At 61.5% G+C, this 23308-nt stretch carries 20 protein-coding genes; 8 read left to right on the top strand and 12 right to left on the bottom strand.

What is annotated here, in order from left to right:
* Positions 1 to 31 precede the first annotated feature (31 nt).
* The 5 genes from B0T39_RS18675 to B0T39_RS18655 all read left to right on the top strand — a co-directional run bounded on the left by B0T39_RS18675 (position 32) and on the right by B0T39_RS18655 (position 7227).
* Positions 32 to 925, top strand: a complete 894-nt coding sequence (locus tag B0T39_RS18675) for a LysR substrate-binding domain-containing protein (RefSeq protein ID WP_081549225.1) — start codon at positions 32 to 34, stop codon at positions 923 to 925.
* A 76-nt stretch (positions 926 to 1001) separates the two neighbouring features.
* On the top strand, positions 1002 to 2012 hold the full coding sequence (locus B0T39_RS18670; RefSeq protein WP_254894600.1) for a nucleoid-associated protein: 1011 nt from the start codon (positions 1002 to 1004) through the stop codon (positions 2010 to 2012).
* Between the two features lie 829 nt (positions 2013 to 2841).
* Positions 2842 to 4095 carry an EAL domain-containing response regulator gene (locus B0T39_RS18665; RefSeq protein WP_081549223.1) on the top strand — a complete coding sequence of 418 codons (1254 nt, stop codon included), beginning with the start codon at positions 2842 to 2844 and terminating at the stop codon, positions 4093 to 4095.
* Positions 4096 to 4189: 94 nt separating this feature from the next.
* Positions 4190 to 4846, top strand: a complete 657-nt coding sequence (locus tag B0T39_RS18660; protein ID WP_081549221.1) for a response regulator transcription factor — start codon at positions 4190 to 4192, stop codon at positions 4844 to 4846.
* Between the two features lie 2 nt (positions 4847 to 4848).
* Complete coding sequence (locus B0T39_RS18655) at positions 4849 to 7227, top strand: ATP-binding protein (protein ID WP_176219603.1); 2379 nt, start codon at positions 4849 to 4851, stop codon at positions 7225 to 7227.
* Between the two features lie 232 nt (positions 7228 to 7459).
* On the opposite strand, the gene B0T39_RS18650 is transcribed toward B0T39_RS18655, so the two are convergent.
* The 8 genes from B0T39_RS18650 to hemF all read right to left on the bottom strand — a co-directional run bounded on the left by B0T39_RS18650 (position 7460) and on the right by hemF (position 15739).
* Entirely contained in the window at positions 7460 to 8359 is a 900-nt protein-coding gene (locus tag B0T39_RS18650; RefSeq protein WP_019103780.1) for a 4-deoxy-4-formamido-L-arabinose-phosphoundecaprenol deformylase, read from the bottom strand.
* Positions 8360 to 8522: 163 nt separating this feature from the next.
* Positions 8523 to 9566, bottom strand: a complete 1044-nt coding sequence (locus tag B0T39_RS18645) for a bifunctional UDP-4-keto-pentose/UDP-xylose synthase (protein WP_081549216.1) — start codon at positions 9564 to 9566, stop codon at positions 8523 to 8525.
* A 68-nt stretch (positions 9567 to 9634) separates the two neighbouring features.
* Positions 9635 to 10537, bottom strand: coding sequence for a formyltransferase (locus B0T39_RS18640; RefSeq protein ID WP_019102859.1), 903 nt, complete (start codon positions 10535 to 10537; stop codon positions 9635 to 9637).
* Positions 10534 to 11481, bottom strand: coding sequence for a glycosyltransferase (locus B0T39_RS18635; RefSeq protein WP_019102860.1), 948 nt, complete (start codon positions 11479 to 11481; stop codon positions 10534 to 10536). The genes B0T39_RS18640 and B0T39_RS18635 overlap by 4 nt, the downstream gene beginning before the upstream one ends.
* Positions 11482 to 11488: 7 nt before the next feature.
* Complete coding sequence (locus tag B0T39_RS18630; protein ID WP_081549214.1) at positions 11489 to 12616, bottom strand: DegT/DnrJ/EryC1/StrS family aminotransferase; 1128 nt, start codon at positions 12614 to 12616, stop codon at positions 11489 to 11491.
* Between the two features lie 14 nt (positions 12617 to 12630).
* Entirely contained in the window at positions 12631 to 13002 is a 372-nt protein-coding gene (locus B0T39_RS18625; protein WP_019102862.1) for an SMR family transporter, read from the bottom strand.
* 28 nt (positions 13003 to 13030) lie between these two features.
* Positions 13031 to 14701: a glycosyltransferase family 39 protein gene (locus tag B0T39_RS18620; protein WP_081549212.1), complete on the bottom strand. Its 1671-nt coding sequence runs from the start codon at positions 14699 to 14701 to the stop codon at positions 13031 to 13033.
* Positions 14702 to 14827: 126 nt separating this feature from the next.
* The gene (gene hemF / locus B0T39_RS18615) at positions 14828 to 15739 is read right to left on the bottom strand and encodes an oxygen-dependent coproporphyrinogen oxidase (protein ID WP_019102864.1); all 912 of its coding nucleotides are present in this window, start codon (positions 15737 to 15739) and stop codon (positions 14828 to 14830) included.
* Positions 15740 to 15838: 99 nt separating this feature from the next.
* Between hemF and B0T39_RS18610 the strand changes: the two genes are divergently transcribed.
* Positions 15839 to 16459 (top strand): glutathione S-transferase family protein, encoded by a 621-nt coding sequence (locus tag B0T39_RS18610; protein WP_081549241.1) that lies wholly within the window; start codon positions 15839 to 15841, stop codon positions 16457 to 16459.
* Positions 16460 to 16519: 60 nt separating this feature from the next.
* Here the strand turns inward: B0T39_RS18610 and B0T39_RS18605 are convergent, their stop codons facing one another.
* From B0T39_RS18605 to B0T39_RS18590, 4 genes are all read right to left on the bottom strand, one after another.
* Positions 16520 to 17110 carry an outer membrane beta-barrel protein gene (locus tag B0T39_RS18605; protein WP_081549210.1) on the bottom strand — a complete coding sequence of 197 codons (591 nt, stop codon included), beginning with the start codon at positions 17108 to 17110 and terminating at the stop codon, positions 16520 to 16522.
* Between the two features lie 460 nt (positions 17111 to 17570).
* Positions 17571 to 18392: an alpha/beta hydrolase gene (locus B0T39_RS18600; RefSeq protein WP_081549207.1), complete on the bottom strand. Its 822-nt coding sequence runs from the start codon at positions 18390 to 18392 to the stop codon at positions 17571 to 17573.
* A gap of 306 nt (positions 18393 to 18698) precedes the next feature.
* Entirely contained in the window at positions 18699 to 20045 is a 1347-nt protein-coding gene (locus B0T39_RS18595; protein ID WP_081549205.1) for an ATP-binding protein, read from the bottom strand.
* A gap of 3 nt (positions 20046 to 20048) precedes the next feature.
* Positions 20049 to 20768: a response regulator gene (locus B0T39_RS18590; RefSeq protein WP_081549203.1), complete on the bottom strand. Its 720-nt coding sequence runs from the start codon at positions 20766 to 20768 to the stop codon at positions 20049 to 20051.
* Positions 20769 to 21012: 244 nt separating this feature from the next.
* Between B0T39_RS18590 and B0T39_RS18585 the strand changes: the two genes are divergently transcribed.
* On the top strand, positions 21013 to 23073 hold the full coding sequence (locus B0T39_RS18585) for a carbon starvation CstA family protein (protein WP_081549201.1): 2061 nt from the start codon (positions 21013 to 21015) through the stop codon (positions 23071 to 23073).
* Positions 23073 to 23261 (top strand): YbdD/YjiX family protein, encoded by a 189-nt coding sequence (locus B0T39_RS18580; protein ID WP_043589723.1) that lies wholly within the window; start codon positions 23073 to 23075, stop codon positions 23259 to 23261. Before B0T39_RS18585 ends, B0T39_RS18580 begins: the two co-directional genes overlap by 1 nt.
* Positions 23262 to 23308 lie beyond the last annotated feature (47 nt).

The raw sequence follows: 23308 nt of genomic DNA, 5'->3' as shown, positions 1-23308 counted from the left end.
ATTGGTAAATGATTTTTTCCGAGGTGGAATAATGTTGGGTTGGGAAGGCATTTGCGAATTTGTCAGCGTGGCGGAACAGGGCAGTTTCACCAAGGCGGCGCAGGCGCTGGGGATTTCCGTCGCCCAGGTTAGCCGCCAGGTCACGCATCTGGAGCAGCGGCTGGGTGCCAAATTGCTGTATCGAACCACCCGCCATCAGGCGCTGACCGAGATCGGCGCGTTGTATCTGCGCCACTGTCGGCAGTTGTTGGATTCGCTGGCGGAGGCGGAGCAGGCGATTTCGCGTCATCAGGCGCAGCCGCAGGGCAAGCTCAAACTCACCGCGCCGCTGGCTTACGGCGAAAGCCATATCGCGCCGCTGTTGACTCGGTTTCTACAGCGCCACCCGCAGCTGGAGGCGAGTTTGAACCTGTCCAACCAAGTGCTGGATCTGGTGCAGGACGGTTACGATCTGGCGATCCGCATCGGGCATCTGAGCGATTCCACGCTGATGGCGCGGCGGTTGGCCTCGCGCCGTCATCATGTCTGCGCCGCGCCGGCCTATCTGGAGCGCTGCGGCACGCCCTTGGAGCCGGCGGACCTGGAGCGCCACAACTGTCTGTCTTTGGGGGGAGAGCATTGGCATCTGCTGGACGGCGGCCGCAGGCGGCAGGTGAGGATCAAGGGCAGCTTGCGTTGCAACAGCGGTCACGCCTTGGCGCACGCGGCGCGCTTGGGCCTGGGGCTGGCGCAATTGCCGGATTACTACGTCGCCCGCTTTTTGAGCAGCGGAGAGCTGATCGAGGTGCTGGCCGATTACCGCGAGCCGGAAGAGGGCATCTGGGCCTTGACGCCGCATAACCGCCAACTATCGCCCAAGGTTCGGCTGCTGATGGACTTTCTGGCGGACTCCCTAACCGACGATCCGTTGGCCTTGCCGGAATAGCAGGCCGTTTTCGCGGTTGCCAAGCCAGGGCGCAGTGGCAATAATCGCGCATTCGATTTTAGGCGGGAGCGCGGAAATGTTGGCGATTGGCGAATGCAGGGTGGAGCGGTTGGTGGTGCACCGGGTGGGCAATGCCGCGCGCGGCGAGGGAGCGCGCCTGTCCGAGCGGGCGAGCTCCGTGGACGAAGAAGTGTCCTCGCTGTTGCTGGGCGGCTATTTGAAGAACATTGTGTCGGACAAGCGCCAACACCAGTTTTTCCACGAGTCCGATCTTAATCTGAACGAGATTTACCATTTCACTCGCCAGTTTTTCCGCGGAGAGCTGGATTTCCTGGCGGTGTCCCAGCGCATCGCCAAGCATCTGTACGCGCGTTCGCAGCATCCCAACATCAATGCCGGCGACCTGCTGGTGATCTTGTTTTCCGGCCTCAACGACGGCGACCGCGAGCTGCGCGCGCTGGGGGTGTTCAAATCCGAGATCCGCGATGACTTTCTCACAGTAGTGGAGTCCGGCGACGTGTTCGACATCAGCCACGCGTCCGGCATCAACCCGCGCTTGATAGACAAGGGCGCGTTGATTTTGGAGCATGGCCCCACGGTGTACGCGGTGGACCGGCTCAGCCGCGAGGCCAAGTTCTGGCTGGACGATTTCCTGAAAGCCATGCGGGTGCCGGACAAGGCGTCCAGCAGCAAGATGATGGCCAGCGTGGTGGAGCAGTTGTCGGAGGAGATAGAAGACCCGCTGCAACAGGCGCGCTTCAAGGATGAGTTCCTCAACCTGGTGAGCAGCGAGGAAGACGTGTCGGCCAGGCAACTGGCCAGCGCCGCCGAGAAGTTCGTTCCGCGCGAGCAGGTGGATCAGGCCATGGGTTCCGCCGCTGAGTCCTATGGTTTCGCGCTGGACGAGGAGGCGAAACTGCCGGCCAAGGGCATGGCGCGGCAGTTGGAAAAAACCTTGTCCAAGTATGGCGTCGGCCATGGCATCAGCGTGTTGCTGCCCAGCGGCGTTACCTTGAAGAATATCCAGTCGCAAAATGACGGCGAAGGCGAACTGACCCTGACCCTGCGTCTCAACAAACGCGGCTGATCGCCAGCCGAGTTTGTGTCTTGCTGCGCCGGTCGAGTGACCGGCGCGAAATCTTTTGTCGTGTTTCCGCGTCAAGCGGGCGGCTCTTGTCGCCTTGCCCTGCTTAGAGCCGCTGAAAACCCTCTACCCCTTCTTGTCGTTCAATCTGTACCGTCTGCGGCGGCGCGCCTTGGTCCAAGTGGTCTGCGGGGTTTTGTTTGTCTTGCTCTCCCTTCTTGTCGCTATTCTCGGCATCGCCATGTCTGGCGGCCTGGGTCGTATGCGCTATTGATTATTGCTTGTCGGAAATAATGTTGGTGTTGTTATTTATATCTTTAAATGTTTATTAATTCATATATTAATAATATATTTAAAAAAGAATTATGCGTACTGGGTTGTGTTTTAAGATAAATCCTATATTTGATTATGAAATATTTTTTTATCATCGAGTTTTAAAGCCTAAATAAAGCGGCGTTATTCCGTTTTATTTCACACGCGAGCCGCCGCCGCGGGAGCGACGGCTATGAATACGCAGGCATGATGTGTGCGGTGAGTCACGGCCGGCGCGGCTTATTTGGTAAAGACGGACCTTGCATTGCCATGTCAAAGACATTATGGCGCGGGGCTTTGCCGGCAGGGGTTTGCAACCTTGGATGATTCTTTGAGATTCATTGACTTGGGATGGGTGCTGCCGGCAATGTGACTGCCACATTGTCATGAGTTAATTGGCTAAGTCAGAGCCGTAATTAAACTTGTAAATCATATGCTTTTTGGGATTCTTAAAATGACGGCGCGTCAAGGCGAGCGTGGCGGATATTAAGCTGTCAGTATTCCAAACGGTAGGAAATCCATGGAAAATCTTAATGTTATGCTGGTGTCCGGGTCTTCGCGGGACAATGACCGTTTTCAGCGCATGCTGTTTCGGGCCGGTATCCGCAATATTCGTCATTGCGGCCATATTCGCGAGGCGGAGCAGCAATTGCTGCGCGAGCCGGTGGATTTGCTGGTATGCGATATTCAGATGCCGGACGGCGGCGGCGCCGAACTGATCGCCAAAGTGCATGCCGGCGTGCGTCGCGGCGAGTTGGCGGACACGCCGATGCTGTTGTGGCAGAGCGCGGCGGGCAAGCTCTTGCAGGAGTCGCATGTCAGGCTGGCGCGCGAAGCCGGTTTCAACTATGTCTGGGTGACGCATCCCAGCATGGATGACGGCGAATGCGCGCTGTTTCTGCGTCAGGTCGAGTTGGCTAGGGAGGCGATGGCCGAAGCCGTCCGGGTCAACGGCGTGCCGGGGCGTTTGGGAACCCGGCCTTTTAGCGAGCAGGAGGTGATTGAAGCCCTGTGCTCCAAAGGCAATATCTCGATCGATTTGCAGCCGCAGGTGCGCCTGCGCGATGGGGCGGTGGTTGGCGCGGAGGCGCTGGCGCGTTGCATGCATCCGACGCGGGGCAATATCCGCCCGTCGGTGTTTCTGCCTGTGGTGAGCAAGTTGGGCCTGGATTTGCTGCTGTTCTTCCATGTGCTAAGCGGCGTGATCGCCACTCAGCAAGCGTTGAACGAGCAGGGCGTGCGCTTGCCGATTTCCATCAACGCGTCGGCGGCCACCCTGGCGTCGCCGAATCTTGTGCGAGAGATCACCATGCGTTGGGACAAGACCAAGCTGGCCCGATCGTTGCTGGTGATCGAACTGACGGAAAACATCGAGCCGGAAATCGGGCTCAATTTGATGGTGGCCTTGAACCAGTTGCGCGCCAATGGCTTCGACATTGCCTGCGACGACTACGGCATCGGCATCTCTTCGTTAAAGATGTTGTCCGCCATGCCTTTCTCGTCCCTGAAGCTTGATCAACTGTTCGTCGCTTCGATGCTGGAGAGCTCGCGACATTACGAAATCGTCCGCTCTTCCATCCTGCTGGGCAAAGAGCTGAATCTGCAGGTAATCGCCGAAGGAGTGGAGAGCGCGCGTCACGTCAAAGCTTTGCGGGAAATGGGCTGCGAGACTGGTCAGGGCTTTGGTCTGTACCGTCCGATGGCGCCGTCTCGCTATATCGAACTGGCGCGGTGGGCACCGGTAGAGTGGGATGCGCGAAGCCCGGACAGTTAGGCTAGGCGGCGGGGAGGCCGGGCGGGGAAGGAGGCGGAGGCATTCCCGCAGGAAGCGGCGATAAGCGGATGGGTCAATTTTAAATGAGAACGGCATGAGAAAAAGAATATCGCTGATGATTCTGGATGACCATGACGTGGTCAGGGTGGGGCTGGAAGCCAACCTCAAGCAATATCAGGAGTTCGAGATCGTTGGAAGTTTCGCGCAGAGCTCCCAGCTGCTGGCGGTTTTCCGCAAGCAGCTGCCGGATGTCCTGTTGATGGATTTTTCCTTGGGCAGCAATGAAGTGGACGGACTGAACCTGATTCAGTCCATCAATGTCCGTTATCCGGAGTGCAAGGTCCTGGTGCTGTCGTCGGTCGACTTGGTGGGAACGGTCAACCTGATGCTGCGCGCGGGCGCCCGCGGCTTTTTCAGCAAGTCGCAGCCGGTGGACGCGCTGGCGGGGGCGATTCACAGCGTTTATGCCGGACGGGTGTATCTGACGGTCAAGATGATGAGCGAGATGAATCTTTTGCTGTCGGGCGACATCAAGCTGGAGGAGGGCAAGGTGTTGGATCCGTATTCGCGCCTGTCGCCGCGGGAACGCGAGGTGGTGCGCTGTTGCCTGGATGGCATGAGCACCAGTCAGATTGCGGAGAAGTTCTCGCGCAGCATCAAGACGGTCAGCACCCAGAAAAAGGCGGCTTTTCAGAAACTGGGCATCAATACGGACAGGGAACTGTTTTTATTGAACTCCAAATTGGAGTAGCGGTGCGACTTCGACATTTGGGCTGCCTGATCGTCCTGTGCGCGCTCTTGTCCGCTTGCGCGGATCAGGGCAGCAAAATCCAGTTGAGCCGGGAAGAGGCGGAGTGGGTAGGCCGGCATCCGGTAGTGGATGTGTACGTACTCAGGTCCAAGCTGGCGCCCAATCGCAAGAACAGCAATATCCAGTACAAGGGTGTTGAGGCTTTCTTTCTGCAGTACGTGGGCAAGAAAAGCGGCTTGCAATTCAACATCGTGCAAGTGCATTCGGCGCAGAGCCTGATCGAGGCCAGTCGCGGCGGACGGGCGATGATGCTGGCCAGCATCAATCAGGACGCGATAGGCGAATTGAACCTGAACAAGGACTACTACTTCACCCAACCGTATTCCTCGCAGCCCTTGATGGCGATCACGCGTCGCGACCACCCGGTGGTGTTCGACCACGACAAGCTGCACGGGCGCAAGCTCGCTTTCATCTTCAACGACAACTCCCGTTCCTGGCTGCTGGGAGACCAGGCCAATCTGGACCTGCTTGTGGTGGAAACGCCGACTCAGGCCTTGAGGGCGATCCGGGACCGGCGCGCGGATGTTGGCCTGGTGCCGGAAAGCTACGCCCGCTTTCTGTTGAATTATCGTTTTCCCGATTTGACCAGCTCCGGCGCGCTTCCCGGGTATTACGCGATCTACCGGATGGGGGTCAGCAAAAGCCAGCCCCTGCTCTATGCGATCCTGCGGCGCAGCCTGGAGCAGATGTCGGCCGACGACGTCGACGCCGCCCGCCTGGCTTGGGAAGAACAGGTGGCGGCCCGGCCGTCGGTCTACAACGTGTTCAGAAACTATGCCGGAGAGGGCACCGTGCTGGTGCTGCTGTTCTTCGTCTTGCTGTTGGCGATGCGCTCTACCACGCAACTGCTGCGCAAGGCGCGAATGGGCGAAGCGGCCAAGAGCGAGTTCCTGGCGGTGGTCAGCCATGAAATCAGAACGCCGATGAACGCCATCATCGCCGCCGGCGAAATGCTGCAGGCCATGCCCATGGGCGAAAAGCAGCGCGAACTGGTGTTGCAGTCCAATCTGGCGGCCAACAGCCTGCTGCAACTGCTCAACAATATTCTCAACGCTTCGCGCTTGGACGCCGGTCAGGAAAGCCTGGAGCCGTCCTTCGTCAATGTCGGCTCTATCCTGGAAGGGCTGGTGAAGCTGTACACGCTGGCGGCGCGGATGAAGGGGCTGGAGCTGCGTTATGTCTGCGAGCTGCCGGAGCGGGCGCTCTGGCTGGATCCTTCGCACCTGCAGCGGGTATTGCACAATCTGATTTCCAACGCGGTCAAGTTCACCGACAAAGGTTCGGTCACGCTGCGGGCGAGTCTGCAGAGCGGCCGCTCGGGCGGCAAGCGCGGCGTGCTGGTGTGCCAGGTAATCGATACCGGCATAGGCGTGCCGCTGGCGGCGCAGAAGACTATTTTCGACGCCTTCGTGCAAGCGGATTCCGTTGCCACCCGCAAGTTTGGCGGGTCCGGGCTGGGGTTGACCATCTGCAAACGCTTGGTGGGCTTGATGAAGGGGCGCATCACGCTGGACAGCGACGGCGAGACCGGCACCACGCTTACCATCAAGTTGCCGGTGCGTCTGGGGCCGGCGCTGGCCAAGGAGGAGACGGAGACGGAACCATCCGGCCCGCCCCAGGCGGTGGGGCAAGGGCAGCGGGTGCTGGTGGTGGAGGACCATCCCGCCAATCAACGGATGATTTGCGAGCAACTGAGTCAACTGGGCTGTCGCCCCATCGTGGCCGGCACAGGCACGGACAGCCTGTTCATTCTGCAGCAAAGCCAGGATATCCGGCTGATCCTGATGGACTGCAGCCTGCCGGACATCAGCGGTTACGAGGCGGCGCGGCGGATACGCGCGTGGGAGGAGGCAAAGGGGCGCGTTCTCCTGCCCATCGTGGCGATCTCCGCGGCCAGCGACGATCAGCACCGGGAAAAGTGCATGGACAGCGGCATGAACGGGGTGCTGGTCAAGCCTTTGCGGCTCAGGGATCTGCAGCACATGCTATTCATGTGGCTGCCGGAAACGGTTCCTGTTGCCGACTCCGCCGGATCGCAGCTTCAGGGCAGCGGGCTATGGGAGATGTTTATCGAACACAATGAGCGCGATTATCGCCAGGCGGTGAGGGCCGTTCAGCACGCTCATTGGTCCACGGCCAGCCAGCATCTGCACCGGATCTACGGCGCGGCCTTGACCATGGAGCAGCGGGAGCTGGCGGAGTTGGCGCGCGAACTGGAAGGGACGCTGTTGCGGGGCGATGCGGAGGGTTTGAACGAACTCATGGACGCGCTGCGCGCGATGCTGGATCGGTTGGCAAGCCAGACCCCGCCGGCCGGGTAATGAAGCCGGGCGGCGGCTGAGTGGGCTATCGTTTCAGCCCTATAAAGATAGAGCACTGGTTCCTAGAATGTGTTTACGATCTAGCGAGCTAAGAACGTGTTTACGCTCTCGCGAGCAAGAGCGAGACAAGGCGAAAACCGCTGAGGAAGCGGAAGGTACCAGTGGTACATGAGCATTTCGAAGCGGGTTTCAACGCCGTATCGCCGCAGCGCAGCAGATCGTAAACAGGTTCTTAGGCTTGCAGCGCCAGCGTGCCGCTGCGGCCGGGAATCTCTCCCATCACTACGCGGCCGGCAGGCAGCGCGGCCGTGTCCAGGCTGCTGAATAGCTCGATGCAGCTGCATAATTGGTAGCCTTGGGCTTTCCAGCCCACCAGCAGATGCTCGAAGGTATAGCCCAGGCGCAGGCCTTCCAGTTCGGCGTGCAGCGTGTAGACATGACCGGTGGCCGGGGCTTCTTCCGTCAGCGCCAGAATATGGTGATGAACATTGTCGGCGGTAAGTCCGTCCAGGCCTATCAACTCGTCCAGTGTAGGCAGCGTGGTGGGCAATTGCGGCACGCCCAGCGGCTGGCCGGCGGCGTCCACTGGCTGGAACGGGTGGGTACCGCGGCCGTCGGACGCGTATAGCATGCCCAGCTCGCGTTCATAGGCCAGCGCCGCATCGTTGATCTGCCAGCCGGCGGCGCCGTGGGTGCGCGCCGGTTCGCCGAAGATCTGTTCAAAGCGTTCGGCCGCCTTGCGCATTTCCGCGCGGGTCCAGGCGGCGTCCTTGTTTGCGACGTAGTCCTGCCACTTGATGTGATCCCAAGTGTGGATGCCGACTTCGAAGCCTTGCGAGCGCACTTCGCGCATCAGCTCGGCTTCGCGCTTGCCGATGTCGGGACCGGGCAGCACCGTGCCGTACAGCAGGGTGCGGATGCCGTAGTGTTCCACCACCGAGGTGCGCGACACCTTGGACAGGAAGCCGGGGCGGAATACCCGTTTGATCGCGCGGCCGGTGTGATCCGGGCCCAGGCTGAACAAGAAGGTGGCCTTGGCGTGGTGCTGCTGCAGCATGTGCATCAGCCGCGGCACGCCGTCGCGGGTGCCGCGCCAGGTGTCGACGTCGATTTTAAGAGCGAGTTTTCTCATGGGGGATCTCTAAGAGCCTGTTTACGATCTCGCGAGCTAAGGCGAGAGAAGGCGTTGCGGCTGGGAAAGCGGAATATCCGCGTGGTACATGAGCATTTCGAAGCCGGTTTCAACGCCCTTCTCTATCCATCCAGCCGACGCGCAGCAGATCGCTAACAGATTCTTACTCGGACAGGTCGCGGCTGGCGGCCACTTGGTCGCGGTAGTAGTCGTAAATGCCGCGCAGCGCGTCGGCCATGGTCACGCTCGGCTTCCAGTCCAGGTCCGTCATGGTGTTGGCGATCTTGGGCACGCGGTTTTGCACGTCCTGATAGCCCTTGCCATAGTAAGCGCCGGACGTGGTTTCCTCGATCTTCACCTTGTCGGCGTTCAGTTGGTATTCCGGGTAGACGCGGGCCAGGTCCAGCATCATCGCGGACAGTTCGCGGATGGAATAGTTGTTGGCTGGGTTGCCGATGTTGTAGATCTGGCCGGAGGCCTTGCCGTCTTTATTCTCGATGATCTTCATCAGAGCGCTGATGCCGTCGTCCACATAGGTGAAGGCGCGTTTTTGATGGCCGCCGTCCACCAGCTTGATGGTCTCGCCGCGCACGATATGGCCCAGGAACTGGGTGATCACGCGGCTGGAGCCTTCTTTCGGGGTATTGATGTTGTCCAGTCCGCCGCCGATCCAGTTGAATGGACGGAACAGCGTGTAGTTCAGGCCTTCTTGCATGCCGTAGGCGTGGATCACGCGGTCCATCAGCTGCTTGGAGCAGGAGTAGATCCAGCGCGGCTTGTTGATCGGGCCGCAGATCAACTCGGAGTTCTCCGGATCGAACTCTTCGTCATGGCACATGCCGTAGACTTCCGAGGTGGACGGGAACACCAGGTGTTTCTTGTACTGCACGCACTGGCGAACGATGGGCAGGTTGGCTTCGAAGTCCAGCTCGAACACGCGCAGCGGGTTGTTCACATAGGTGGACGGAGTGGCGATGGCCACCAGCGGCAGCACCACGTCGCATTTCTTCACGTGGTACTCGATCCACTCCTTGTTGATGGTGATATCGCCTTCGAAGAAGTGGAAGCGCGGGTGGTCTTTCCACTCGGTCACGCGGTCATCGTGCATGTCCATGCCGTAGATGTGCCAGTCGGTGGTTTCGATGATGCGCTTGGTCAGGTGGTGGCCAATAAAGCCGTTGACGCCGAGGATCAGTACTTTTTTCATTGAGATTTCCTTCATCGTCCCCTGGAGGGGGACTGTGATTTGCATGTGTATTCCGTGAGTGCGCCGCTTCAGGCCAGCGTCAGCGTCTGTGTTGTCGCCGGATCCAGCGCCGCGCCGTCCAGCGTGGCGGATAGTACCTTCAAGCGGCCGCCGTCCACGGCGTCCAGCCACAGCGCGCCGTTTTCTGAGTGTAGCCGGGCCGTTTGCAATTGCTGACCGTGGCCGCCTGCGCGCAGGGTTTTCCAGATTACCAGCCGGCCGCCGTCGATGTCGGCGAAGGCGCCCGGGAACGGGTGGGTCAGCGCGCGCACGAAGTTGTGCAGATCGGCGGCGCCGGCTTGCGGGTCAATGCGGCCATCCTCCGGTTTGCGGCCGCCGAAATAGCCGCCTTGGCTCAAATCCTGTTGGCGGAATTCGGCCTTGCCGGCAAGCAGCGCCGGCAGGCTGCGGGCCAGCACCATTTCCGCGGCCACGGTGACCTTGGCGAACACTTCGTCGGCATTATCATCCGGCAAGATGGGCACCGCCATCTGATCGACGAGGGGGCCGTTGTCCGGCTTGACGTTCATCACGTGCAGGGTGGCGCCGGTTTCGGTTTCGCCATGGATGATGGCCCAGTTGATCGGCACCCGGCCGCGGTATTTGGGCAGCAGCGAGCCATGCATATTGAAGGCGCCGCGCGCCGGGCATTCCAGCAGCGGGGCTTTGAGCATGTGACGGTAATAGAAAGAGAACAGGAAGTCCGGCCGCACCGCTTGCACTTGGGCCAGCACTTCCGGCGTGTTCGGGTCGTCCGGGGTGATCACTGGTATGCCGTAGTCGCGGGCCACCTGCTCCACGCTGGCGAACCAGATGTTTTCATTGGGGTTGTCACGGTGGGTGACCACCAGCGCCACATCCACGCCGCCGCCGATCAGCGCTCTCAGGCAGCGCACGCCGACATTGTGATAAGCGAAGACCACGGCTTTCATGGTTTGTCCTTTTGCTCCAGCACCGCGCCGATCACATAGCGCGGCCTATCCCGCACTTCTTGGTAGATGCGGCCGATGTATTCGCCGAGCAGGCCGATGCCGAACAGCGCGATGCCGATCAGCAGGAAGGCGATGGCGAACAGGGTGAACAATCCGCCCACTTCCGGGCCGACGATGAAGCGCCGCAGCACCAGGTAGACCACCAGCACGCCGGAGCCGGCGGAGACCAGCATGCCCAGCAGCGAGAACAGCTGCAGGGGCACGATGGAGAACCCGGTCATCAGGTCGAAGTTCAGGCGGATCAGGCTGTACAGCGAGTACTTGGATTCGCCGGCGAAGCGCTCTTCATGGCCGACGGTGACTTCGGTCGGGTTCTGCGCGAACTGATAGGCCAGCGCCGGGATGAAGGTGTGCAGCTCGTTGCACTGATTGATGGTGTCGATGATGCGGCGGCTGTAGGCGCGCATCATGCAACCCTGATCGGTCATCTTGATGCGGGTCAGCTTTTCGCGCAGGCGGTTCATCGCGCGGCTGGCCAGGTGGCGCCACAGGCTGTCGTTGCGCTGGCGGCGGATGGAGCCGACGTAGTCGTGGCCCTTGTCCATTTCCGCCAGCAGCAGCTTGATGTCCTCCGGCGGGTTTTGCAGGTCGGCGTCCAGCGTCACCACCCGATCGCCGCGGCTGTATTCGAAGCCGGCCAGAATGGCGCGGTGCTGGCCGAAGTTGCCGTTGAACAGCACCACTCGGGTCACGTCTGGGCGCAGGTCGAACTGCGCGGCGAGCATGGCAGGGCTTTTATCGCGGCTGCCGTCGTTGACGAAGACGATTTCATAACGCACGCCCAGCGCGTCCAGCGCGGGGTAGAGGCGGTCGAACAGCGCCGGCAGCACGTCCTGCTCGTTGTATACCGGGATGACGACGGAAAGATCGATTACGCTTTTCATAGATGTTTTATACGCTCAGCACGGGCTTCAGCACGCCGCTCACGGCGGCGCACACGCGTTCCACGTCCTCGTCGGCCATGGCCGGGAACAGCGGCAGGGTGACGGTGCGGCGGCCGATGTCTTCCGCCACCGGGAAATCGCCCGGCTGGAAGCCCATCTCGCGGAACAAGGTGAACAAATGCATGGCGGGGTAGTGCACGCCCACACCTATGCCCAGGTCTTTCATCCGGGCGATGAATTCGCCGCGGTCCATGCTCATTCGGTCCAGGGGCAACAGCGGCTGGAACATATGCCAATTGCTCTGGGCCATGTCCTCTAGCGGCAGCTCGCAGCCCAGCTGGCGGTCGAAATGGCGGAAATACAGCGCCGCCAGCTCGCGGCGGCGGGCGTTGAACCCCTCCAGCCGCGGCAACTGGCCCAGGCCGATGGCGGCGGCGATATCGGTCATATTGGCCTTGCCGCCCAGCACGTCCACGTCCATGCCGCCGTCGGCGTGGCGGGTCACGCCCTGTAGCCGAAGCTTCTCGAACAGACGGGCTTCGTCCTCGTCGTTCAGCACCAGGCAGCCGCCTTCGCCGCTGGTCATGTTCTTGTTGGCGTGGAAGCTGAAGGACACCAAATCGCCAAAGCTGCCGATGCGGCGGCCGCACCAGTTGGCGCCCATGGACTGGGCGGCGTCCTCGATCACGCGCAGCCGATGGCGCTTGGCGATGTCGTAGAGGCGGTCGCGGTCCACCGGCAGGCCGGCCAGGTCCACCGGGATGATGGCGCGGGTGCGCGGGGTGATCGCCGCTTCCGCCAAGTTCAGGTCGATGTTGCGGCTGGCGCGGTCGGCGTCGACGAATACCGGTTTGGCGCCCACTTTCAGAATCACGTTGGCGGTGGCCACCCAGCTCAGCGGGCAGGTAATCACCTCGTCGCCGGGGCCGACGCCGGCCACTTGCAAGGCCATTTCCAGCGCGGCGGTGGCGGATGCCACCACTCGTACCGGACGGCCGCCGACATGGGCGGACAGCTCGGCTTCCAGTTGACGGGATTTGGGACCGGTGGTGATCCAGCCGGAACGCAGCACCTCGCCGACGGCGGCGATGGTGGCTTCGTCGATGTCCGGGCGGGTGAAGGGCAGGAAATCCATTTTAGCCTTTCTGCTTAGCTGCGGGCGACCAGCACCACACCGATGATGATGACGCCGATGCCGATCAGTTTTTGAGCGCTCAGCGCTTCGCCGAACAGCCAATAGGCCAGCAGCGCGTTGACCACGTAGCCGATGGACAGCATAGGGTAAGCGATGCTGACCTCCACTCGCGACAGCGCCATGATCCATACCACCACGCTGACGACATAGCAGGACAGGCCCCCGACGATGGGCAGATTGGTGGCCAGCGACCAGCCTATCGGCAGTACGTTGGAGGCGGAAAAGTCAAAGTGGCCGATCTGGCGCACGCCGGCTTTCAAGCATAGCTGGGCGGCGGCGTTGAGCAGCACGCCGAGCAGAATCAGGCCGAATTCGATCAACTTCATAGTAGAGCGGGTCCAAAGGTTGGCGGTTTCACGGCTTGGCCACCACTAGGCGGCGCGGATCTTGGTAGACCACCCGCATCGGCAGGCCCTGGGCTTGCAGTTCCTGATAAGTGGCGGGGTCGGTCATCGCCAGCGCGCGCGGGGCGGCGTTCCAGGCGGCGACGAATTGTTCCAGTCGCGGCATCCAGCGCTGCGGCTCCTGGCTCTCGCCGAATTCAAACTCATCGACAAACTGCACCAGGGTGACCGGGCGGCCCAGATAGAAGGGGAAAGTCTGGTCGTAATAACGGACCGAGAACACCGGCGTGTCCGCATGGAGATAAGGCTGGATCTGGCGGACGATTTCCTTGCTGCCCTTCAGCCGGCCATAGCTGTCGTGGCCGGCGGCGGCGACGCTGACGGCCAGCAAGCTGCCGAAAGCCAGCCAGCACAGCGCGGCCAGCTTGTGTTCGCGGCCCAGCAAGCGCCAGGCGACAACGGCGCAGGCCAAGAACAGCAGCGCGGCGGCAGCGACGAAATGGGCGAAGCCGTGCAGTACGTCGAGCGGGATGTCCTCGGACGCGAAACGATCAACAAAGGGATAGAGAGCAAGCGCGGCCAGCCACAGTAGCAGCGCCGGCAGCAGGTGCTTCTTCAGCGCGGCGGAGGGCAAGCGCTGCAACGTCGGCGCCAATAGCAACGCCAGCGCCGGGAACATCGGCAGGATGTAGGATGGCAGCTTGGAGCTGGACTTGCTGAAGAAGGCGAAGATAAAGACCGACCAGATCAGCAGTAGGCGGCCGACGCGCAGCCGCGCGCCAGGTTCGCGCCAGCCGTCGCGGCACAGCGTCGGCAGCAGGCTGGTCCAAGGCAGCAAGCCAAGCAGCAGATAGGGCACGAAATACCACGGCGCGCCGGTGCGTTTGTGCTCGGTGGTGAGGAAGCGTTCCAGGTGTTCGCGGATGAAGAAGAAATGGGCGAAGTCCGGGTTGCGCTGGGACACCAGAATGAACCACGGCGCGGTCAACAGCAGGAACAAGGCCAGGCCGCTCAGCCAATGCATGCGTTTCCAGAATGCCCATTGCCAGTTGAGCAGGCTGTACAGCACTAGGGTGGCGCCGGGAATCAGCAGGCCGATCAAGCCTTTGCTCAGCGTGGCGGCGGCCATCGCCGCCCAGGTGACCCACATCCAGTTACGGGTCGCGCGGGCGTCGGCGCCGTCGTGTTGTGCCAGCAGGAAGCCGCATAGCGCCACGGTCAGGAAGAAGCTCACCCCCATGTCCAGCGACAGGAAGTGGCTATTGGCCACGATCCAGGCGCAGCTGCCGGCGGCCAGCGCAGCGTGGCGGCCGGCGTCTACGCCCCAGAGCCGGCGCGCGGTGAAGCCGCACATCGCCACGGACAGAAAGCCAGTCAGGCCCGGCCAGAAGCGGGCGGCGAACTCGTTGACGCCGAAGGCGGCGAAGCTTAGCGCGCCCATCCAGTATTGCAGCGCCGGTTTTTCGAAATACAGCAGGCCGTTCAGTCGCGGAGTGATCCAGTCGCCGCTGTGCAGCATGAACAGCGACAGCGTCGCGTAGCGGCCTTCGTCCGCGTGAATCAGCCCGCGGTAGCCGAGGGTGCCGAACCAGACGACGGCGAACAGCAGCCATAGCGCCGGCTCCTGCCAGGGACGGGCGGCGCGGCCGGAGAGCCCGGCCGAAAAATGGGGTTGATTCATGCGGAACGGATGGTCATGGGATTGTTATGGGCAGCTGCGCAAGGATACCCGATTTCGCCATTCTTGTGATTGGCTAAACTCATGTGCGGGCTGGGGAAAACGCGGTATCCGGCTTGGCTTCGGCTCTCAGGCCAGCCAGTCGCGCGGGGTCAGGAAACGCTCGGTCAGCTCGGCTTCCGGGCTGCCCGGTTCCGGTTGGTAATCGTATTCCCAGCGCGCCAGCGGCGGCATCGACATCAGGATGGATTCGGTGCGTCCCCCGGACTGCAGGCCAAACAGGGTGCCGCGGTCCCAGACCAGGTTGAATTCGACGTAGCGGCCGCGGCGATAAAGCTGGAACTGGCGTTCGCGGTGGCCCCAGCTATCGCCTTTGCGGCGTTCGACGATGGGCAAGTAGGCGTTGGTGAAGCCGTCGCCCACCGCCTGCATGAAGCGGAAACAGGAATCGAAGCCCCAGGCGTTCAAGTCGTCGAAGAACAAGCCACCGACGCCGCGCGCCTCCTGGCGGTGCTTCAGGAAGAAATACTCGTCGCACCAGCGCTTGTAGTCCGGGTACACCTGTTCGCCGAAGGGCCGGCACAAATCGCGGGCCACGCGGTGCCAGTGCACCACGTCGGCTTCCACGGCATAGAACGGGGTCAGGTCGAAACCGCCGCCGAACCACCACACCGGCGTCTCGCCGTCCTTCTCCGCGATGAAGAAGCGGACATTGGCGTGGCTGGTGGGGATGTGCGGGTTTTCCGGATGGATCACCAGCGACACGCCCATGGCCTGAAAGCCGCGGCCGGCCAGTTCGGGACGGTGGGCGGTGGCGGAGGCGGGCAGCGCGTCGCCGTGTACATGCGAGAAATTGACGCCGGCCTGTTCGAACAGCGCGCCCTTGGCCAAGACCCGGCTGCGCCCGCCGCCGCCGCCCGGGCGCTGCCAAGCGTCCTCGACGAATTGAGCGCCGCCGTCGGCCTGCTCCAGCGCCGCGCAAATGCGGTCTTGCAGGTCCAAGAGAAAGGCTTTGACATCATTGACGCGCGGCTGGCTCATCGCAGTATCCTGAAGGCTTGAAATGGGCTGCATTGTAGCAGACGGGGCGGCGCGCGCAGGCGCTAGCCGCCCAAGCCTTGAACAAGGGAGATGCGCATCATGATTGATCTGTATACCTGGGGCACGCCCAATGGGCGCAAGATTTCCATTATGCTGGAAGAGCTGGAGTTGCCGTACGCCGTGCACGCGGTGGACATCGGCAAGGGCGAGCAGTTTGCCGAATCTTTTCTGGCCATCAGCCCCAACAACAAGATTCCGGCCATTGTGGACAGCGACGGGCCGGACGGGCGGCCGCTGGCGATGTTCGAGTCCGGCGCCATTCTGCAATATCTGGCGGAAAAGCACGGCCGTTTGTTGCCGGCTGCGGGCGCGGCGCGCTACGAGGCGCTGCAATGGCTGATGTTCCAGATGGGCGGCTTCGGGCCGATGCTGGGGCAGGCTCACCATTTTCTGCGCTACGCGCCGGAAAGCCTGCCTTACGCGCAGAAACGCTACCACGACGAGGCTTTGCGCCTGTACGGGGTGCTGGACCAGCGGCTGGAAGGGCGGGATTACGTCGCCGGCGAGTACGGCGTCGCCGACATCGCGCTCTATCCGTGGGCGGCGCGTCATGACTGGCATCAGGTAGATCTGGCGGCGTTTCCGCGGGTAAGCGATTGGTTCCAACGCGTCGGCGAGCGGCCGGCGGTGCGGCGCGGCATGGCGGTGCCGGCGGTCTGAAACGCAAAACCAGCCGCGGGCACAGGGGCCGCGGCTGGCGAGCGCTGGCAAGGCGTGGGATCAGAAGTGGTAGCTGATGCCGGCCTTCAGCACGCTGGTGCCGGACGTCTTGACCACGCTTTGGCCCGCCATCTGGAAGTCAGTGCCGGCGATGTATTCGTATTCGCCACGCAAGGACAGGTTTTTGTGCAGCTGATACTGCGCGCCGAAACCAAGACCCAATCGGGTGTCGTTGAAAGTTTTGTTGGCAACTCGGTCGATCTTGAGCTTGGTGTGCACGTTGTTCAGGCTGGCCTTGCCGAAAACTTCCAAATCCTGGGTCACCGGCAGGATGCCCAGCACGGCGATGCGTTCGGCCTTGGTGGCGACGGAGCCGTTGCCGGTGCGGCCGCTGAAGGAGCCGTTGGCCGTGGATTTGCCGAAGTCAGCGTAGGACAGCTCGGTAGCCAGATATTGGTTGAAGCGGTAACCGGCGCCCAGTTCCCATACCGTGCCGGCGGCCTTGGCCTCTTTCAGGACGATGTTGCGGTTGCCGGACTCCGGCTTGGAGAAGTTATAACCAGTGTTGCCGAAGACGTAGAAGCCCGGATCGGCTGCATGCGCGGACAGAGCTGCCAGGCTCAACACGGAAGCGGTGATTAGTTTTTTCATTTTTGCGACTGTTTGCTTTGTTGATAACTGCGATATTGTGCGAATAAGAAGCAAGTCAGTCTGTTGAGCTTGTAAGCGCTCTTTGTGTGAAGGGTAAAGGGCTTGTGTAACAATCTGTAACAAAACAGGGTGGGCGGCTGAAAGAAAAGATGCCCGCCGAAGCCGGCGGGCACGCAAAGTCACACAAAGGGAAGAGAACGGAACCGTTGCAAGACCGGCTGGGGGCCGATCCGGCTCGTGCAAACAGTTTGCTTCAGCTGGTCCTTGCCTTCCATTGTTGATGTGTTCTGGCTTGATGACGGTTGGTGACGAGGCGGCTTGGAAGTTTGCGTAGCTGTTAAATTCAATGTTCAGTTGTGATTGCTTGCAACTTTAATTCAAGGCGAGGAGGCCGGCGCAGCTGGCGCAGGCAAGAAAAAAGGCAAGCGGGAAGCTTGCCTTGATTGTAAGAGCGCGGCGTTCAGGCGGCGGCGAACAGGGCCCAGCCGTCTTGCTCGGCGGTGGTGGCCGGCGCTTGGGCGCGCTGGTTGAAAAACTTCAGGCTGCGCTTGAGCACTTCGCCGCGTTCATTGTCCACCATTACCATATGGTAGCTGTTGGACAAAGGCATGAAATCGACCTTGCCGCCCAGGTGGCGCTGTAGGTGATGGGCGGAGCGCGGGCTGGTGATGTCGTCCTCGTCGGCATGCACGATCAGCGTCGGACAAGTGATCTGTTCCAGCCGCGACATCAGCTGGCGGCGCAGCCCATCCACCTGGCGGATGCAGGCCAGCGGGATGTAGGCGTAGTGGAAGCGCTCGCCGCGTTCAAAGCGCTGCTGGATCGCTTTGCGGATGCGGGCGTTCTTGATGCCGAAAGGTTCCACCTCCGGCACGCGCATCTTTTTAGCCAGGCCGGGAATGCGGTAGACGATGTGGCGCGCCCAAGTGAGCTTGGGCAGGCTCCAGCCGTCGAGGAACAGCGGCGGCGCGTACAGCGCGAGGCCGTCCTTGTGGTTTTCCAGCCGCGCCACTTCCAGCGCCACCAGGCCGCCCAGGCAAACGCCGGCCAGATGCACTACCTTGTGGCGCGTCTTCAGCTCCAGGTATTCCTTGCGTATGGTTTCCACCCAGTCCTGCCAGCGGACGGACAGCAGATCTTCCGGCTCGCCGCCATGTCCCGGCAACAGCGGGGTGTGCGTGACGATGTCAGCCTCCTCCAGCGTGCGTCCAAGCGCGCCAAGGTCGTATGCGCTGCCGCCCAGACCGTGTACCAGCAGGGCGGCCGGTCGTGAAGAAACCATGGAAAATACCCGAATCCAAGTTGAGATGCTGGCATTATCCCGGCGCCTCGGCCCTGGGTCTGTTGGCTTCCTGTCCCCGCTTTGTGACGGCGCGTGACCCAATTCAGATTGCTTAACAAACTGCGGCTTTACATTTCGTCGGTTCTGGCGAAAGCGTTTCGGCATCCTTCTAGAGCGGGTTTACGATCTTGCTAGAGCGAGACAAGGCGAAAACGGCTGAGAACCTGTTCATAGTTTGCTGCGTTTCGCGAAGCGTTGTACTCACCGTGTCACGCCTCGAGGCGCGCAGCAGATCGTAAACAGTGCTTATTGCTGCGGCTGCATGATGCGCAGTGTAAAGCGCGCGCCGCCTAGTTCGCTGGCGGCCACGCTGGCCTGGCCGCCGTGATGTTCGGTGATCAGCTTGACGAAGGACAGGCCCAAACCGTAGCCGCCGGTGGCGCGGTCGCGGCTGCGGTCCAGGCGCAGGAAGGGTTCGAACACCTTGTCGCGCTCAGCCTCGGGGATGCCGCAGCCGTCGTCGTCGACATGGATCAGCAACTGACCGGCGGCGTTGTGACACACCGTCAGCCGCACTTGGGTGTTGGCGTATTTGAAGGCGTTGAGCAAGAGGTTGCGGCTGGCCACGTACATCAGTTTGCGGTCGAAGGCGCCGTTGCCCAGCGCGCAGTCCAGCTCCAGTTTGATGCCGGGCGGCTTCAGCGGCGTGACCAGATCGATCAGATCGTCGAACCAGTCGTAAAGGTCAACGGTTTCCCAGTGCAAGGGAACTTCGTTGCGGTTGAGCTTGGCGAACTCCATGCTGGTGTTGAACAGTTCTTCCAACTCCTGCATATCGCGCTCCATGCCTTCGCGGTAGCGCCGCCACTCCTGCTCGTCCTCTTCTTCTTCCAGCATGGTCAGGCCGAAGCGCAGCCGCGCGATCGGGGTGCGTATCTCGTGGGCGATGGCGTGAGACAAGGCCTGGCGGGTTTCCATCTGCCGCTCCAGGCGGGCGGCCATGCTGTTGAAAGCCAGGGACAAAGGCGCCAGCAGCCGGCTTTTCGAAGGTTGGGCGCGGGCGCTGAAGTCGCCGTCGGCGAAGACCTCCGCCTTGCGGCGCACTTCCAGCAAGTCTTTCCACAAAGGACGCAGGCTGAAGTAGATCAGGGTGCCCAGCGTGGAGCCGGTCAGCAAAATCCACAGCAGCAGGATTTCCATGTCTTCGCTGATCCAACTGCTGTTGCTGGCCGGCGCCTCCAAGGGGCCCAGCAGCAGCAGGCGCGGATCATGGGGTAGCGGCACGTAGAGCAATTGGTTGTCGAAGTCCAGATAGGGGCGGCCGCCCAGCAGCGCGGCGTGGCCTTCCTGCTCGAAATCGTCGGGAGGGTGGGCGATCAGTTTGACCGGATAGCTGAAGGCGCGGGCGATGTCGGCCAGCTTGCCGTCCCAGTCCTTGTGCGGCGTCTGGGCCAACTGCTGGCGGATCAGCGTCACGGTGCCGTTCATGAACTGCAGCTTGCCGTCGCGGTCGCTGTTTTCGTACAGCTTGGTGACCAGGAAGCCGAAGCCGATGATGATGATCAGCTCCACCAGCATGGTGGCGAAGAAATAACGGGCAAACAGGGTGCCCAGCGACGGTTTGAGCCAGCCGCGCAGACGACGGGTGCTCATTGCTTATTCCCAGTCGCTGCGTGAGAACAGATAGCCTTTGCCGCGCACGGTCTTGATCCGGGCCGGCGCGTCCGGATTGTCGCCCAGTTTGCGGCGCAGCCGCGAAATGCGCGCGTCTATCGAACGATCCAGCCCATCGAAGCCTATGCCGCGCAATTCGCTCATGATGTCGTCGCGCGACAACACCTGGCCGGCGTGGGAGGACAGCAGCCACAGCAGGTCGAATTCGGCGGTGGTCAGATCAATCAGTTCTCCGTTCAAGGTGGCCTCGCGCGTGGCCTGGCTGATGCAGAACTGGCCAAAGGTGAAGCTGTCTTCGTCGCCGGCCTCGCCGTCCGCCTGCGCGCCCGGCCCGCCGCGGCGCAGCAAAGCGCGCACCCGCGCCAGCAGGCGACGGGGCTCTACCGGCTTGGCCAGGTAGTCGTCTGCGCCCAGTTCCAGCCCCAGGATTTCGTCCACGTCCTCGTCGCGCGCCGTCATGATCAAAACCCTGCCGTTATAGCGCGGGCGGATTTCACGGCAGACGTCGAAGCCTTCCTTGCCTGGCAGCATGATGTCCAGGATCACCAGGTCCGGCTTTTCTTCCAGGATGATGGCCGGCGCGGTGTCGCCGCGGCCGTGCTGGGAGATGCGATAGCCGTGCTTGCTCAGATAGGCGCCTATCAATTCGGCTAGTCTCACGTCGTCTTCGACAATGAGAATATGGGGGGTATCGCTGTTCATGTCCGTCGACGGGATTTCGGTGGTTCAAATCAAAATATTAGCACGCGGTGTTTGCCGGCGACTTTAGCATTATCGTGACTGCTATTCGTCATAAATCATTGATAGCTTTTGTAAATTATAAGGCTTGCTTGATTTTCCGGCGCTATCAATCCAGAATCGGTCAGGCAAAAAAGCCGGCCGTGGCTGCTGTCGTCGCCAGGGACCGATGAATTAAAACGGGATAAAGAGAATAGGAACTTGCCATATGCAACAGATAAGAGAATGGGCCGTGTGGCTGGCCATCGCCCTGGCCGGCGCAGCGGCCTTCGCCGTTGTGGCCCTCAATCGCGGCGAACCGGTCAACGCTGTTTGGCTGATTGTGGCTGCGGTGTCGGTTTACTCCATCGCCTATCGTTTTTACGGCCGCTTCATCGCCGACAAAGTACTGGAGCTGGATGCCCGCCGGCTGACCCCGGCGGAAAAATACAATGACGGCCTGGACTACGTGCCCACCAATAAATGGGTGTTGTTTGGCCACCACTTCGCCGCCATCGCCGGCGCCGGACCGCTGGTGGGGCCGGTGCTGGCCGCGCAGATGGGCTATCTGCCGGGCACGCTGTGGATTTTGGTGGGGGTGATGCTGGCCGGCGCGGTGCAGGACTTCCTGATTCTGTTCTTGTCGGTGCGCCGCGACGGCAAATCGCTGGGCGAGATCATCCGCACCGAACTGGGCGCTATTCCCGGCATTATCGCCTCCATCGGCATTCTGATGATCATGGTGATCCTGCTGGCGGTGCTGGCGCTGGTGGTGGTCAAGGCGTTGACTGGCAGCCCCTGGGGCACCTTCACCATTGCGGCCACGATACCGATCGCTCTGTTCATGGGCGTCTACACTCGCTACATCCGGCCGGGCAAAATCGGCGAGATTTCCGTCATCGGCTTTATCCTGCTGATGCTGGCCATCGTTTACGGCGGCGACATCGCCAAGAACGAAACCCTGGCGCCCTTGTTTACCTTGAGCGGCACCACGCTGGCCTGGATTCTGATTGGCTACGGCTTCGTCGCTTCGGTGCTGCCGGTGTGGCTGTTGCTGGCGCCGCGAGATTATCTGTCCACCTTCCTGAAAATAGGCACCATTGTCGGCCTGGCCATCGGCATCATGATTGTGGCGCCCAATCTGCACATGCCTGCGGTGACCAAGTTCATCGACGGCAGCGGCCCGGTATTCTCCGGCAATCTGTTCCCCTTCCTGTTCATCACCATCGCCTGCGGCGCGGTGTCCGGCTTCCATGCGCTGGTGGCCTCTGGCACCACGCCCAAGATGCTGGAGAATGAAACCCACGCCCGCGTGATCGGCTACGGCTCCATGCTGATGGAAAGCTTCGTCGCCATCATGGCGTTGATCGCCGCCTGCGTGCTGGATCCGGGCGTCTACTTCGCGATGAACAGCCCGGCGGCGGTGATAGGCAAGACCGCGGAGGAAGCCGCCCAGGTGATTTCCAGCTGGGGCTTCGTCATTACGCCGGACATGTTGACCCAGATGGCCAAGGACGTGGGCGAGAGCACCATTCTGTCTCGCGCCGGCGGCGCGCCGACTCTGGCTGTGGGCATGGCGCACATTCTGTCCAATGTGATTGGCGGGCCGGCGATGATGGCCTTTTGGTATCACTTCGCCATCCTGTTTGAAGCCTTGTTTATCCTGACCACCATCGACGCCGGCACCCGCGTGCTGCGCTTCATGATCCAGGACCTGCTGGGCCTGGTGGTCAAGCCGATGGCCAACACGGAATCCTGGGCCGCCAACTTGATCGCCACCGGTCTGGCGGTAACCGGGTGGGGCTACTTCTTGTATCAGGGGGTGGTGGATCCACTGGGCGGCATCAACACATTGTGGCCGCTGTTCGGCATCGCCAACCAGATGCTGGCCGGCATCGCGCTGATACTGGCCACCGCTGTGCTGATCAAGATGCAGAAAACCCGCTATATCTGGGTTACCGCGGTGCCCACGTTGTGGCTGCTGGTCGTGACGCTGACCGCCGGCTGGCAGAAGCTGTTCCACGCCAGTCCCAAGATCAGCTTCCTGGCCCACGCCGACAAGTTCTCCGCCGCCGCGGCCAAGGGCGAGCTTCTGGCGCCGGCCAAGAATATGGCGCAAATGCACCAGATCATCTTCAATGACTATGTGGACGCCACTTTGACGGCGCTGTTCATGGCGGTGGTGATCGCCATGCTGGTGTTCGCGCTGAACGTGATGCGCAAGTCGCTGGCGGTTAAGTGGTCCACCGCCAAAGAGGTGCCGGCGGTGTTCCGTGAGGAGGGCGCGTAATGAACAAGCTATGGCAGCAATGGGCGAAAACCGCCCGGTTGATGGTGGGCGTCAAGGATTACGACGCCTATGTCGCCAGCCGCCGCCGTTTCAATCCGAATGCGGAGGTGATGAGCCGGGAGGCCTTCTTTCGCCGCTGCCAGGACGAACGCTACGGCGGCAAGAGCATGAAGAAGTGTCCATGCTGACGTTGTTCTCGCTGCATTAAATCACCACCGCCCGAGTAGTATCCGCC

The sequence above is a fragment of the Chromobacterium haemolyticum genome, assembly GCF_002081825.1.
Lineage (GTDB): Bacteria > Pseudomonadota > Gammaproteobacteria > Burkholderiales > Chromobacteriaceae > Chromobacterium > Chromobacterium fluminis.
Note: the sequence above shows the minus strand (reverse complement) of the source record. Positions and strands in the feature narration are given on the sequence as shown.